Source organism: Salinivibrio sp. MA440 (assembly GCF_001996265.1).
GTDB lineage: Bacteria > Pseudomonadota > Gammaproteobacteria > Enterobacterales > Vibrionaceae > Salinivibrio > Salinivibrio costicola.
Genome location: NZ_MUFI01000064.1, coordinates 1 through 14,331 on the forward strand (window position 1 = coordinate 1; position 14,331 = coordinate 14,331).

Annotated in this window: 11 protein-coding genes; 6 read left to right on the plus strand and 5 right to left on the minus strand. The window is 47.9% G+C overall.

The annotated features are described in order from the left end of the window. Positions 1 to 259 precede the first annotated feature (259 nt). Entirely contained in the window at positions 260 to 1,195 is a 936-nt protein-coding gene (gene rihA, locus BZG80_RS14715; RefSeq protein ID WP_077679689.1) for a pyrimidine-specific ribonucleoside hydrolase RihA, read from the plus strand. A 135-nt stretch (positions 1,196 to 1,330) separates the two neighbouring features. On the opposite strand, the gene BZG80_RS14720 is transcribed toward rihA, so the two are convergent. From BZG80_RS14720 to BZG80_RS14730, 3 genes are all read right to left on the minus strand, one after another. Continuing rightward, the gene (locus tag BZG80_RS14720; RefSeq protein ID WP_077460896.1) at positions 1,331 to 2,914 is read right to left on the minus strand and encodes a S8 family peptidase; all 1,584 of its coding nucleotides are present in this window, start codon (positions 2,912 to 2,914) and stop codon (positions 1,331 to 1,333) included. 369 nt (positions 2,915 to 3,283) lie between these two features. After that, positions 3,284 to 3,787: a hypothetical protein gene (locus BZG80_RS14725; RefSeq protein ID WP_077457301.1), complete on the minus strand. Its 504-nt coding sequence runs from the start codon at positions 3,785 to 3,787 to the stop codon at positions 3,284 to 3,286. 139 nt (positions 3,788 to 3,926) lie between these two features. After that, positions 3,927 to 5,363 (minus strand): coniferyl aldehyde dehydrogenase, encoded by a 1,437-nt coding sequence (locus BZG80_RS14730; RefSeq protein WP_077679690.1) that lies wholly within the window; start codon positions 5,361 to 5,363, stop codon positions 3,927 to 3,929. 341 nt (positions 5,364 to 5,704) lie between these two features. On the opposite strand from BZG80_RS14730, the gene BZG80_RS14735 reads away from it, so the two are divergent. The 4 genes from BZG80_RS14735 (at position 5,705) to BZG80_RS14750 (ending at position 9,890) form a co-directional block, all read left to right on the plus strand. After that, the gene (locus BZG80_RS14735; protein WP_077679691.1) at positions 5,705 to 6,046 is read left to right on the plus strand and encodes a (2Fe-2S)-binding protein; all 342 of its coding nucleotides are present in this window, start codon (positions 5,705 to 5,707) and stop codon (positions 6,044 to 6,046) included. Then, positions 6,039 to 7,418: an FAD/NAD(P)-dependent oxidoreductase gene (locus tag BZG80_RS14740; RefSeq protein WP_077679692.1), complete on the plus strand. Its 1,380-nt coding sequence runs from the start codon at positions 6,039 to 6,041 to the stop codon at positions 7,416 to 7,418. Before BZG80_RS14735 ends, BZG80_RS14740 begins: the two co-directional genes overlap by 8 nt. Continuing rightward, a complete protein-coding gene (locus BZG80_RS14745) occupies positions 7,415 to 8,671 on the plus strand; it encodes an NAD(P)/FAD-dependent oxidoreductase (RefSeq protein ID WP_077660890.1) in 1,257 nt (418 codons plus the stop codon). The genes BZG80_RS14740 and BZG80_RS14745 overlap by 4 nt, the downstream gene beginning before the upstream one ends. Before the next feature lie 223 nt (positions 8,672 to 8,894). Then, positions 8,895 to 9,890, plus strand: coding sequence for a chemotaxis protein (locus BZG80_RS14750; protein WP_021022971.1), 996 nt, complete (start codon positions 8,895 to 8,897; stop codon positions 9,888 to 9,890). 120 nt (positions 9,891 to 10,010) lie between these two features. Here BZG80_RS14750 and BZG80_RS14755 read toward each other — a convergent pair whose 3' ends face one another. Further along, positions 10,011 to 11,399, minus strand: coding sequence for an alanine/glycine:cation symporter family protein (locus BZG80_RS14755; RefSeq protein WP_198532963.1), 1,389 nt, complete (start codon positions 11,397 to 11,399; stop codon positions 10,011 to 10,013). A 405-nt stretch (positions 11,400 to 11,804) separates the two neighbouring features. Between BZG80_RS14755 and trhO the strand changes: the two genes are divergently transcribed. Beyond that, positions 11,805 to 12,791, plus strand: a complete 987-nt coding sequence (gene trhO / locus BZG80_RS14760; RefSeq protein ID WP_077457313.1) for an oxygen-dependent tRNA uridine(34) hydroxylase TrhO — start codon at positions 11,805 to 11,807, stop codon at positions 12,789 to 12,791. A 113-nt stretch (positions 12,792 to 12,904) separates the two neighbouring features. Here the strand turns inward: trhO and BZG80_RS14765 are convergent, their stop codons facing one another. After that, positions 12,905 to 14,236 carry a sigma-54 interaction domain-containing protein gene (locus BZG80_RS14765; protein WP_175993218.1) on the minus strand — a complete coding sequence of 444 codons (1,332 nt, stop codon included), beginning with the start codon at positions 14,234 to 14,236 and terminating at the stop codon, positions 12,905 to 12,907. Positions 14,237 to 14,331 lie beyond the last annotated feature (95 nt).

Genomic DNA, 14,331 nt, shown 5'->3' on the forward strand with positions numbered 1-14,331 from the left:
CCAAATTATTTATATTAATTAGATTGATTGAATTGTTTGCAAAACAATGCAACAACCACATTTTCGTTTGCTTGTTGTTGACAAATTGTAACTGTTTACATCTCATTTTTTGATGATAAATCACGCATATGTTACATCTCGCGCGACTACATCTCGCGCGACATGGCTGTTTAGCGAAAGGGATCACAAGCACAGTGCAGAAACACATTTATCCTAAACATGATTCAACGGATATTTACCTCAACGGGATAGGTTGTTTATGAATGAACCCATTATTATTGACTGTGATCCGGGACATGACGATGCCATTGCACTGGTAATGGCTTGTGCATTACCGCAACTCGATATCAAAGCCGTGACGACCAGTGCGGGCAACCAAACCCCTGATAAAACGCTTTACAACGCACGGCGCATTCTCACCTTACTGCAACAATCGCATATTCCCATTGCGGGTGGGGCACATAAACCGCTCACCCGTGATTTGATTATTGCCGATAATGTTCACGGCGAGTCGGGCTTGGATGGTCCTGAGCTGCCAGAGCCTATGATGGATCCTGATCCTAATAATGCTGTTAATCTGATGGCCAGTGTCTTAAAAAAAAGCGATCAGCCGGTCACCTTGGTTGCAACAGGTCCATTGACGAATGTGGCGTTACTTATCGCTGCCTACCCTGATCTGGCCAACCGAATTAAGCGGATTGTATTGATGGGGGGAGGCGTGACTTTTGGCAATTGGACACCCGCCGCTGAATTTAATATTTATGTTGACCCTGAGGCGGCAGACTGTGTTTTCCGTGCAGGGATCCCCATAACCATGTTTGGGTTAGATGTGACCCATCAAGCCCTAGTCAAAGATGAAGACGTGGCGTCTATCCGAGCCATTAATAATCCTGTCGCGCAAACTGTCGCGGGGTGGCTTGATTTCTTTATGCGCTACCATCGCGATCCTAAATGGCGACTTGATGGCTCACCGTTACATGATCCATGCACGATTGCGTGGTTAGTCAAGCCTGAGCTTTTTGACTGTGAATCCGTTTGGGTGGGTATAGAAACTCAGGGAGCACTGACAACAGGTATGACAGTGGTCGATCGTTATCAAGTTACAGGTAATCCAGCCAATGCCGAGGTTGCAATGGCAATCAACCGAGAAGGGTTTATCGATTTACTGTGTAAGTGTATACGCCACTACAATTGACTGCTCTCCTACCTAAACGAAGAGGTTTTCGGCAAGTCTGATAAATAACGCGCGGATCATATCCGCGCGTTTAACTCGGTATCTTACTATTCATCACTTGTCGTGCAGCGAATGCTATTTATTGCCAACAAACGCTTAGTAACGGGCGGTCACGCTGACACCACTAAATGCTGCGTAGCCGTTCAACATCACATGATAGCGACCTTTCTGGGTGTTCTGCACGGTACACACTTCGCTATTACCGTAATTGTACGGTCGACAATCCCAGTTATTAAAGGTTGGCTTTGAGCCATAGCGCAGGTACAAATCAGCATCGCCTGAGCCGCCGCTAATATTCACCGTGAGGCGTTGCCCAGCGTCTACATCAACATAGAAGAAGCGCTGGGCGCCTTGCCCACCCGAAATATCTGTTAGCGCCTGACCATTTTTAAGCTCACCCTTAGGATCAGGCTCTGTACCGCAATTTGGCTCACAACTACTATCGGCTTGACTATACAACAGTTTGTTGACGGAGCCACGAGGGTCGTTAATTTTATCGACACTCGCGCGGTTGCTAATTAAATTCGCTAATTGTACAGGCGAAAGGCTGCTGTTTTCTTGTAGGTACAAGGCAGCAACCCCAGCAACATGAGGGGTCGCCATCGAGGTGCCGCTGATGGTGCGATAACTCCCATCATACCAAGCGGACTTTATGTCCGATCCTGGGGCGAACACATCCAAGCAGCTTCCCCAGTTTGAGAAGCTAGAGCGGGTATCGCGAATCGTGCTAGATCCTACAGTGACACCGCTTGGCTCTCGTGCAGGCGAACTATTACAGGCATCAGCATTGGAGTTACCCGCTGCTAGCATAAAACTCACGCCAGATTGTACCGCACTGGCAACGGCACGATCGAGCGCTGTTGATACGCCTCCACCTAGGCTCATGTTTGCCACTGACGGGCCATTCGCATTGGCTGCTACCCAATCGACACCACCAATCACACCGGACGTCGACCCCGAACCGCTACAGCTGAGCACCCTCACCCCGACAATATCGACATTTTTAGCGACTCCGTATTGACTACCGCCAATGGTGCCAGCCACATGCGTACCGTGGCCGTTACAGTCAGTCGCATCTTGATCGTTATCAACAAAGTCATATCCGGAGCGTGCACGACCACCAAACTCAACATGTGACGTTGTCACACCAGTATCAATAACATAAGCAGTGACACCTGTGCCATCAAAGTTAGTGCTGTAGTTGTTGTCTAGAGGAAGATTGCGCTGATCAATACGATCTAACCCCCAAACAGGGTTATTTTGGTTCGCGTCAGGGGTAATCACCGGGTCCAATGAAATGGTCTTATCTTGTTCAATAAAATCAACTTGCGAATCCATGCGTAATGCACGTAATTGTGCCGGTGTGAGCTTAGCTACAAACCCACTTAACGAGCGATCAAACACTTTTTCTACCTTAACCGCATGTTGGTTAACCATGCTAGACACGGCTTGTTGAGTAAAGGTTTTCAACGCTTGCGGATCATCACTCAGAGTCATTGGCTGCTTGAGTACCACGATGTACTGATCCTCAATCCCCCGGTTTTCCGCCGCAACCATCAATGGCGCTAGCGTTTGCTGCTGAGAGACGCCTTGTTTACCTTCATGTTGTTCAGATAGTGCTGTGGGTGATGCCGCCATCAGCGCCGACGCGACGCAACAGCTAAGAGCATGCTTTAACATATTGTATTCCTTACAATGGTTAAATGTATTAGCAATTATTGCCTACAAAAATCAACAATAACGCTTTAAAGCTATACAACTAAGGCTGTTTTTTCCGTAGTGAAAATCACTTTATTAAGGAGATTCATTAGTATTATTGACCTTTTTGTCAGCCAAACATTTTTTAACCAATTGTTTACAATGCGTTAATTGACTCAGCTCACTCACATCTAACACTTTTTAACTAGGCATTGTTAGTCCTTTATTTTAGACACCCACCACACTCTATATGAAAACTAAATTGGGACTCACAGCCTATTAGTGATCTCTGTGAACAGAAAAAAGCCAGCGGTTTCGCTGGCTCATTACATATTTCTTAATGCTTTTTTGTTAGGCAGATTCTTCGTGAATCAACACGCCGCCATCAAGCGCGCCCACTAACACATTAGGTACTTCAGTATCTGAAGACGTGACAGCGATACGCGTACCCGGCCCAATGGCAGAGATAGGCGCTGCAATCATTAAAGGGCCAAGTTCTCCTTGATAAGCGAGCTTCCATGAGGGCGCAGCCGCAGCGTGATCGTTGGCATAAAGTCGACACTTGTTTCTGTCCGGCTCAATTAAACAATCCAGGCCATATTCAATATCGTCATAAAAAAACGACCACTGATAATAGCCCGCATTAACGCTGCATGGGGTTTTGATAAAACTCAACGCCTCTGCGTTATCTTGGGTTAAGGTAATAAAGCGCTGCGCATCGGGCACCATCGCCAAATACCCCAGTGATTTGCCATTAGCATCGGTGACGGCGAGCTTTACCTCTTGCTCGACCATTGCTCGTTCATGATTGCTAATATCTGGCAGCATAGAATCGGGTTGTATTGAAAAAGCCATTGGGTTGCTCCCTTGGTTGCCCGCATCGATTTTAACACTTATGTAACAACAAAAGGTATAGATCAATTCCCCTAAAAAGTTTAGTGATTTAACCGAATAATGTATAGATTGGAAGACAATCCAAAACAGATACTCCTAATTATCTGAGCAACCACCAGCGCATTAAGCGTTTATACCAGCGGTTGTATGGCGGTTTAACTAAAAAGCTGGTGTCCCATCTATCACGGGTGAGCACGGTTTTACTGTGGCTAAAGGTATAAAAGCCTTCAATGCCGTGGTAATGCCCCATGCCGGAATCACCAATGCCCCCAAAAGGCGCATCTTCTGCCGCAACATGAAACAAGGTTTCATTAATCCCCATGCCGCCGGCGTGAAGCTGTGTGGTGACCTGCGAGCGTTTCTCCGCATCATTACTCATCAAATACAAAGCGAGCGGTCGTGGACGTGCCTGAATATAATGCAGTGCCTCGGCAAAATCTTGATAAGTGACAATGGGCAAAAGCGGACCAAAAACCTCTTCTTGCATCACCCGCATGTCGTCAGTGACATGGGTCAGTAACTGAGTTGGCCAGCATCGTTTTTCTGCGGTCGGTATGGTTTTTTGATCGAGCGCACACCAGCGCCTCGCACCTTTATCTAACGCATCTTGCAGTGTTTCTTCTAGCCGCGTTACTTGAGTTTGGTTAACGATCTGGCTGTAGTCTTGGTTGGCCTCAAAATCAGGATACATGGCACGAAACGCTTGTTGGTAGGCGTGGATAAACGCTTCTTGCCGATGTTCAGGGCAAAGCACATAGTCGGGGGCAACACATATCTGCCCAGCGTTTAAGCACTTTCCGTAAATAAGCCGCGAGACGGCGACGTCCATATCAATCTGATCATCAATGATCACGGGAGATTTACCCCCCAACTCAAGGGTCACCGGCGTCAAATTATCAGCTGCAGCCAGCATGACCTGGCGTCCAACTTGGGTCGAGCCGGTAAAAAATAGATGATCGAACTCTAATTCGGTAAAGCGACGCGACACTTCCACTTCCCCTTCAATCACGGCCACTTCCTTAGGGCTAAACACATCCGCGATGAGCTCGCGTAATACCCGATTGGTGTTCGGCGTGAACTCCGAAAGCTTGAGCATTACCCGATTGCCGGCCGCTAAGGCGCAAATCAATGGACTGACTGCCAGCATGATTGGAAAATTCCACGGTACGACAATCCCAACTACCCCTTTTGGCTGTTGGTGTACCGCCAATTTAGTTCCGAGTAAGGTAATCCCAGGACGCCGTTTTTGCGGCTTCATCCATCGTTTTAATCGGCGGCGGGTGTAATCAATTTGGTGTATCAGTGGCAGAATATCAGCGATTTCGGTATCACCAAAAGCGCGGTGGCCGTAATCGTCGCTAAGGGCTTGTTGTAGTACAGGCGATTTTTGCTTGATAGCCTGACGTAAGCGCAGCAGCGAGTCACGGCGATGGCTGTACTCTAAAAAAGGTCGCTGAGATACCTGTTCTTTTTGCGCGTCGAATGTCTCTCGCATCTCTTTAACCGTTTCCAACCACTGTGAGCCTGACTCTGTCATCCTTGCCTCCTCTACCGATACAAGATCGCGATAAACCACTTCTTCATTGATGACATAGCCACCTTGTTTACGCAACAGCGATTGACCGATATAGCGTTACTGTTCACAGGCCCCTCTCCGCGCAAACCTGATCGTTATCATGATAAAGCTCACAACATCATCATTATTTCCATATATTTTGTGAGGGATAACAAATGCGAAACAAAAAGTAACTACATATTCACAAAGCAAGTTTATTATACGCATCGCCTAACAAATAAGACAATAAGGTCCGCTCACTTAAACAGACTGAGTGGGAGTCATCACTGTCCCGACAACATACGAATGAGCAAATTAAAACGATGAAACGATCCCAAGACATTACCGATGCAGTTGGTCAAATCTTCTCAATCCGTGTCAATGGCGAGACTGTTCCTGCCATCGCTGGAGAAAGCGTGCTAAGCACCTTGCTTGCGAGCAATATCCGTGCGCTATCTAAAAATGATTATGGCCGATTAGCCAGTGCCTATTGCGGCATGGGCGTATGCCATTGCTGTACGCTGGAAATCAACGGCCGCCATAAACAACGCGCATGTCAAGTCGCCGTGCAACCGGATATGGATGTCCGCACTGAAGCCAACATTGTGGTTGAGAGCAAGGATCTTGAAAGCAGTACCGTCGAGCAAGGAGAAACCCATGTCTAAACCTGTTGTTATTGTTGGTGCTGGACCTGCCGGTCTGTGTGCAGCGGTCACACTGGCCAAGCACAAGGTCGCTAGTATTATTGTTGATGAAGCGCCCAAACCCGGTGGCGTCGTCTACCGTGGTCCATGGCGAGATACTGACGCGCTGCCTCATTTGGATGATAAATGGAAGGCCACGTCACAATCCCTGCGCGAACAATATCGCCAGCATCAGGATTTGATTGACCTACGTAGTTTGACGCGGGTACTGGGGCCAATGGCGGATCAACACCTCCTCACTGCTCATGAAGACACGCTATCAACGATTGACTACGAGCAGTTGATCCTCGCCACCGGTTGCCAAGAGCGCAGCATTCCCTTTCCCGGCTGGGATATGCCTGGGGTGATGCTTCTCGGGGGTATCCAGCTTCAAATAAAAAGTGGCTTAGTCCGTCCCGGTCACCGCTGCGTGATCACCGGCACAGGTCCTTTGCTTGTACTGGTTGCTTGTCAACTTCACAAAGCTGGTTGTGATATCGCGGGTATCTATGAAGTGACGCCATTCAAAGACTTGGCACGTGAAACGCTCGCCCTCCTCAACCGTCCACAGCTCGCGCTAGATGGTCTGTCCATGATGATGTATCTCAAACGCAACCATATCCCGATGCATTACGGTTGGGGCGTAGTCAAAGCCTCAGGTGATCCTCAAGTCGAGCAAGTTACGGTAGCCCCCTACAGTAGAGACTGGCACCCAGATGTTAGCCGTGCCGAAACCATAAATGCTGATGTACTTGGTGTGGGTTACGGCTTTGCGGCACGCTCTCAGCTCGCACAACTGATGGGACTAGATATGCAGTACGATCACATGAGCGGGGCGATCCCCGTGGTGGACGAGTGGCAACGAGCCAGTCTCGACAATGTTTACTGCGCCGGTGATACCGTGAAATTTGCCGGCGCAGAAGCCGCCATGTTGGAAGGAAAGATTGCGGCGTGCTCCGCACTGAAGGCACGCAATATTTCAATGCCTAATCTTGACAATGAATTTAAGGCTCTGCGTCATCAGCTCGAAAAGAGCTACCGTTTCCGTAAAGGCTTTGATACGGCAGGCTACCGTCGCCCAGGCCTGCTCAGTTTGCCGGAAAAAGACACAGTGATCTGTCGCTGCGAGCAAGTGAAAAAGGCGGACATTGATAACGCCATCAATCAAGGCGTCAAGGATGTGATTACGTTGAAAATGCGTACCCGCGTTACCATGGGTGACTGCCAAGGAAAAACCTGTGCGCACTATTGCTACGACCGACTCAATGAGAGCACGACGTCGCCTCAGCCTTTGATTCGCCCTCGATTCCCACTCGACCCTATTCCTTTTGCTGCGTTGGAGGATGACGCATGAAACAGTACGACATCGTAATTTGTGGCGGCGGTGTGATCGGCGCATCGGTGGCTTATCATTTAAGCCGCGAGCGCGACTTATCCATCGCCGTTGTGGACTATAAATACCCCGGAAATGCCTCACGTGCGTCAGCCGGTGGCCTATGGGCGATGGGCGAGTCAACCGGCCTTGGCTGCGGCGTTATCCTGTTTAAAACCCTTTCTAAGCAGATGCAAGAAAGCGGCGAAGGGGGATCACCAGAGATCAAACCGCACATTATGCCCAAGCCGTTCTTCGATATGGCGATGCTGTCTAACCAGCTCTATCCGGCATTGTATGATGACCTGATGACGCATCACGGTGTGGACTTTAAGTTTGAGCGTACCGGTTTGAAGTTTGTCATGTTTGATAAATACGACAAACTCTATGCCGAACATATTGCGGCCGCCATTCCTGATCGCCAAGAGCATGTACGCTGGGTTTCTCAAGACGATCTTCACGCACAAGAGCCTAACGTGTCGCGCGCTGCAATTGGTGCGATGGAGTTTGAGGGGGATCACCAAATCAACCCCTATCGCCTCAACGAGGCCTATTTGGAAGCAGCACGGCAGAACGGTGTCGAGCTATATCTTAATACCAAAGTCACGGGCGTGGTGAGACAAGGTAACCGGGTTGTCGCGGTTGAGACAGAAAACGGTAAGCTAGGTTGTGGCACCATGATCAACGCCGGTGGCGCATGGGCGGAAAAACTCAGCTTGTGGGCAACGGGGATGCCAATGCCTGTCTTCCCAGTCAAAGGCCAAGTGATCGTTTCCGAGAAGCTACCTAAGCTTTTAAATGGCTGTTTGACCACCAGTGATTGTTACATCGCCCAAAAAGATAACGGCGAAGTCCTGATTGGCTCAACCACCGAAGAGCGCGGTTTTGATACCACCACAGACATGAAATACATCAAACAGCTGGCACAAGGCGCCATGAAGTCTATCCCTGAGCTGAAAAAGATGAACATCAAGCGCTGCTGGGCAGGCTTACGTCCAGGTTCACCAGATGAACTCCCGATCCTAGGTACAGTACCGGGTATTGATGGTTACCTGAATGCATGTGGGCATTTTCGTACCGGAATGTTGACCTCTGCCATCACAGGGAAAGTCATCAATGAAGTCGTGCGTGGTATGCCAACCACCATCGATCTTGAGCCGTTCTCCTACACGCGCTTTTTAGACGACCAAGGAAAGATGATTGGTCACTATCATTTGGACGTAGCATTGCCTTAACCTTTCATCTATCCGCAGATAAAATCTGCATTATGCTAGCGTCTCTTATGTTAAAAGCCTGTGATTGGATGACGTATTTGATACATCAATTAGCGCGATAGGCCACAGATCATCGTTTGATTGATGCGCAAATATTGTCGCTTTAACGATCTCGGGCTTATACTGACCAAACGTAAGCTCACATCAGCGTTGTTCGCTGTTATCGAAAGGAAATGTGGTAGGCATGAATCACGAGCCATCAAAGAACGAAATACTAACGGAAAGTGGGACGAATGAGCTCGAAATCATCGAGTTCCACTTGATAAAACAACTTCCTGACGGTAGCACCAAAACTTGCTACTACGGTATCAATGTGGCCAAGGTTCGTGAAGTCATTCAAGTCCCTGAAACAACGGATTATCCCAATGCACAATCACACATGATTGGTGTGTTCTCATCGCGCGACAAGCTAACCCCATTGATTGATCTCGCTGGCTGGTTGGGGGTGCCTACACGACCAGAAAAAGATAACAAATTTGTCATCGTTACCGATTTCAACAATATGACCAATGGCTTTTTGATCGATAGTATCAGCCGCATTCATCGGATTTCATGGGAAGCCGTTGAGTCTCCTAGCCAGTTTTTAGAAGCTGGCGAGCAAGATTGTGTGGTTGCTGTGGTACGTAAAGACAAAAATCTGATCATGATCTTAGACTTCGAAAAAATCATCGCTGACATCAATCCTGAATTGAGCATGGAAAAATACGATGTCACTCAGGATAGAAGCGTCAATATATCCGAGTCTAGCGCTAAAAAACGCGAAGCTAAAACCGCGTTGGTCGTCGATGATTCCGCCTTTATTCGTAGTTTGATCGAAAACACCCTCCGCTCAGCCGGCTTTAATATTATTTCCGCCAAAGACGGTGGTGAAGCGTTCGAAAAACTGATCGAGTTTGAGCGTATATCAAAAGAAGAAGGCGTCGCCATCACTGAATTTGTCGATGCCATTGTCTCAGATGTTGAAATGCCCCGGATGGACGGTATGCACTTGGTCAAGCGCCTACGTGAAACAGACGCCTACAAAACCATGCCAATTATTATGTTCTCATCCATTATGAGTGAAGATAACCGCGCGAAAGCCTTGCAGCTCGGTGCAAACGACACCATTACAAAACCTGAGATTGGGCGTATGGTTAGCTTGGTTGACAAGTATGTGTTTGGTGCGCCGCTAGATGACTAACACATATACGCACGAAAGCATTGCCTTCTTCGATAGAAAACAGTCTACTTTGATAAAAAAGGCTGCCGAACATAGGCAGCCTTTTGATTTTGCTCTTTCGGCTATAACAAAAACAGCGGTTTAATGATGAGGCGCGCGAGACTGAACCTGGGCTGCCCCTTTATATGCCTGACTTGAAAAATAGGCTTTCGCCGCCTGATTGACTTTTGGTGCCAATAACAGCCCAGAGACCATCGTAGGAACCGCCATCAGGCCATAAGCGCCGATCAAGAATAAGAAGACGACATCCAATGATACAACCGCCCCTAACACCACCAATGAGAGATATAAGTACTTGTAGTACTGTCCTGCCGTTTCGCCAAACAGATAAACAAAACACTTATACCCGTAATACCAGAACGTAAATACAGTGGTAAAAGACAGCACCAAAACTTGTGCGGCTAATAGCCATGCACCAGGCGCACCAAATGCGGCTTTAAAAGCAGCCATCGTCAAACTGACACCTTGCATGCCGTCAGCCTGGTCCAATACCCCCGTAACTAAGATAACTAAAGCGGTACAACTGCATACAATTAACGTATCGATAATTGGCCCGAGACTTGCGACTAAGCCTTCGCGCACCGGTTCATTGGTTTTAGCCGCGCTATGAGCCATCACTTCAGTGCCAATCCCTGCTTCATTCGAGAAAGCGCCTCGACTGACACCAACAATAATCACACTGATCAAGCCACCAAACATAGCATCAGGCGAAAAGGCGCTAGCAAAAATGGATTGAAAAACCGCCGGCACACGCTCTGCGTTGAGCAGCAAAGCTACAATCGCCATCACCATATAACTTCCAGCCATCAGGGGAACCAGTGCGCCAGCAACGTCCGCAACCCGCTTCAAGCCGCCCCAAATCACCAACCCGACAAAAATAGCCAAGACAATACCCAGCCCCCACGAAAAGGCCGTACTTTCTAGCCACTCAATCCCTGGAAACAGTTGTGTTTGGACTACCGCGCCGAGCTGATTAATCTGAAAAGAGGGAACAAAGCCCATTAATCCCGCGATAGCAAATAACACCGCGAGCCATTTAAACTTGTTACCCAAGCCATTACGCACCGTGTACATGGGTCCGCCATGTACACGACCTTCGCTGTCTTTGTGGCGATACATCACGCCAAGTGTGCAGGTATAGAATTTCGTCGACACACCCAGTAATGCAGTTAACCACATCCAAAATACCGCGCCAGGACCACCCGCACTGAGCGCCAAAGCGACGCCAGCAATGTTGCCCAGCCCAAGCGTCCCCGACAAGGCAGCTGCCAAGGCCTTTCGATGCGATAAGTCACCATGCCCCGAGCCATCATCAACCTGCCCTATAAGGAGTTTTAAACTGTGCCCCATATAGCGAAATGGCGTAAACTTGCCGTATAGAGTAAAAAAGATCCCTCCCCCGACAAGTAAGATGAGCATGGGCTTTCCCCAAATAAAGCCGACGAAGGCATTAATCCATTCTTCAAGCATCTGCGAATTCCTTCCTTTGATTGTGCAGCCATCGCTCAGCGCCTACCACAAGCCAGCGAGTCACGCCCAGCTACAAATAGTTAGAGTACAAAATAAAAACAAACATGGCGTGACTAAAAATGCATTCAAATTACGACTATAATCTTACATGAGCGATATCTTTGCCGCGAATTCATGATTTTTATCACATAAATACTGGCTTTGATGTCGCCGTTACAGGCTTTATTTGATTTGAGAGCGAAACAGTTGGAGCGCACCAAGCCGTGCATGGTACGTTTTTTGTTTAGTAACCATACTTTATGTCGGTGTTTAGAGGGTTGTCATTTCGATATACTCCGCGCCCTGCTTTATTCCCCTAATAACCCATGCACTGGATTTACGCTCCAGCCAGCAAGAGGAAAAAACATGTCTACTTATGTCATTTGTGCTTTGTACAAATTTGTCACCCTTGAAGACTATCAGTCTTTGCAAGCGCCATTGCTTGAGGTAATGGAAGCCAATCAGATAGGCGGTACACTCCTTCTCGCTCACGAGGGCATCAATGGTACAGTCGCTGCGACACGAGAAAATATGGATGCGCTATTTGCGTGGTTTAAAAACGACCCACGCCTGGCCGATATTGACTATAAAGAATCGTTTGAAGACAGCCAGCCGTTTAGTCGTACCAAGGTAAAACTGAAAAAAGAAATCGTCACCATGGGCGTGGAAGGCATTGACCCACGCCAAAGTGTCGGCACCTATGTCAAACCGACCGAATGGAACGCATTAATCAGCGATCCGGATGTGTTGGTGATTGATACGCGCAACGATTACGAAATTGAGATCGGTACCTTTGAACGCGCCGTTAACCCGCATACGGATAGCTTTCGCGAATTCCCGGACTATGTCGAGCAGCAACTTGACCCCAGTACCCACAAAAAGGTGGCGATGTTCTGTACTGGCGGGATCCGCTGTGAAAAGTCGACGGCATTTTTGAAAGAAAAAGGCTTCGATGAGGTATATCACCTCGAGGGCGGGATCCTAAAGTATCTTGAAGAGGTGCCTGAAAGTGAGAGCTTATGGAACGGTGAATGTTATGTTTTTGATAGCAGAGTTGCCGTTAATCATGAATTAGAAAAAGGCTCTTACGCAATGTGTAACGCTTGTCGTCTGCCAATAACCCAAGCAGACATGGAAAGCGAGCACTATGAACAAGGCGTCTCCTGTCCAAAATGTATCGATAAACACACCGACGCGCAAAAAGCTGCGTTTCGTGAACGAGAATATCAAGTTCGCCTCGCACGTGAACGGGGTGAACAACACGTCGGCGGTGAAGCGAGAAAAGTCATTGAGCAACGTCGCGAATTAAAGAAACAGCGCCAACGGCAACAAAGTAAAAAAAATAAAGCTTAATCAGACTAGAACACGCCCAAACTGCTTCTGCGAAACGGTGCGCGATCCCTTGCGCGCCGTTACTTGTCTACTGTATGCGCTATATCACCCGCTTTATTTCACTCGATATCGATTCAATGCTGTAATTTGTTGTAAAGTGTTTTCGGGCTTATCCCCAATGCAGCCGCTGTGCGTTGACGATTACCATTGTACCGAGCCAGAGATTGTTTGATTGCCATCTGCTCTAGTTCTGAGAGTGTCATTCCTTCAGGGATAAAGCAGGAAGCGGTCATCTTATCATCCTTGCGAACAACCGTTGTAGGTAAGTCCGACACCTCAATGTGTCCACTACTTAATAGAAAACCATGCTCAACTGCATGTTTCAGCTCTCGCACATTACCCGGCCAACGATGCTGAGTCAGTACGCTTAAAGCTTCTGCACTTAGGCTAGTTTGCGCATTATAGTGATGATTAAGTTCAGCGAGAAAATGCGTGATAAGTGCATGAATATCATCACCTCGTTCGCATAAAGGCGGGACGGTGACAATAAATTGCGCAAGGCGATAATAGATATCTTCACGAAGTTTTTCCTGAATGATTGCCTGATCTGTATCTCGGTTCGTGGCCGCTACTAAACGCACATTGGCCGTTTGATTCTTTGTCGCACCAACAGGGCGATATTCACCAGATTCCAGCACCCTCAGCAACTTTACCTGAAGTGTTTGAGGCATCTCGGTTATTTCATCAAGGAATACTGTTCCCCCCTCGGCTTGATAAAAAATACCTTGGTGATCTTGGTGCGCCCCAGTAAACGCCCCTTTTACATGACCAAACAATTCACTCTCTATCAATTCCGGACTCAGCGCACCGCAATTGATGGCCATAAAAGGGGCGGCAGCTTGTTGACTCAAACTATGCAGTGTTTTCGCTACATGCTCTTTCCCCACGCCGCTCGCACCAACAATCAATACATTTGCATCCGTTGGTCCAAGCCGTTGAAGTCGGTGATATAGCAATCGCATTGGCTCAGACGAGCCCAACAGATAACCATATTGATTTGCTTGGCTTTTGAGCACTGGGATTGCGGTCTGATGTGAAACAAAGCGCGTGTCTAAGCGATCAATAAGCAACGTCTGAACCGATTTACCATCTAGCGGTCGCCGAAAAACAGTTGCCGCACAGTCCTGTACTCGCGCATTCCAAGCGGGATTCGGTGCACCATTGCTTATTAACGCCCAATGGGTATGTCGATATTCTCCCATCACACGAATAATCGCTTCGGTACACATAGTGTCTAAATCAATATCAAGCACTACCCAGTCCGGCGGCTGTAACTCAAAAGCGCGAAGAAGATCCGTAGGCGTATCAAATGTAGAAAGATCAACATGCTCTAGCCTTTGTGCGGGTTGAAGCAGCTCAATATCCGAGGGTTGGTTTACACAGGTAAACAGGCGAGATTTACACATTACTCTTCCTTCCATATTGCGAATGTACGCATGACCTTGCCACATCGCTTACAACTAATTAAGTAATAATTACACCCATACAAGTAATTATTTAC

Bases quoted from the DNA above. Each gene is read 5' to 3' on its own strand.
- BZG80_RS14740 (WP_077679692.1), top strand. From the start codon at position 6,039: ATGTCTAAACCTGTTGTTATTGTTGGTGCTGGACCTGCCGGTCTGTGT.
- BZG80_RS14730 (WP_077679690.1), bottom strand. From the start codon at position 5,363: ATGACAGAGTCAGGCTCACAGTGGTTGGAAACGGTTAAAGAGATGCGA.
- BZG80_RS14750 (WP_021022971.1), top strand. From the start codon at position 8,895: ATGAATCACGAGCCATCAAAGAACGAAATACTAACGGAAAGTGGGACG.
- BZG80_RS14725 (WP_077457301.1), bottom strand. From the start codon at position 3,787: ATGGCTTTTTCAATACAACCCGATTCTATGCTGCCAGATATTAGCAAT.
- BZG80_RS14745 (WP_077660890.1), top strand. From the start codon at position 7,415: ATGAAACAGTACGACATCGTAATTTGTGGCGGCGGTGTGATCGGCGCA.
- BZG80_RS14765 (WP_175993218.1), bottom strand. From the start codon at position 14,236: ATGTGTAAATCTCGCCTGTTTACCTGTGTAAACCAACCCTCGGATATT.
- rihA (WP_077679689.1), top strand. From the start codon at position 260: ATGAATGAACCCATTATTATTGACTGTGATCCGGGACATGACGATGCC.
- BZG80_RS14720 (WP_077460896.1), bottom strand. From the start codon at position 2,914: ATGTTAAAGCATGCTCTTAGCTGTTGCGTCGCGTCGGCGCTGATGGCG.
- BZG80_RS14735 (WP_077679691.1), top strand. From the start codon at position 5,705: ATGAAACGATCCCAAGACATTACCGATGCAGTTGGTCAAATCTTCTCA.
- BZG80_RS14755 (WP_198532963.1), bottom strand. From the start codon at position 11,399: ATGCTTGAAGAATGGATTAATGCCTTCGTCGGCTTTATTTGGGGAAAG.
- trhO (WP_077457313.1), top strand. From the start codon at position 11,805: ATGTCTACTTATGTCATTTGTGCTTTGTACAAATTTGTCACCCTTGAA.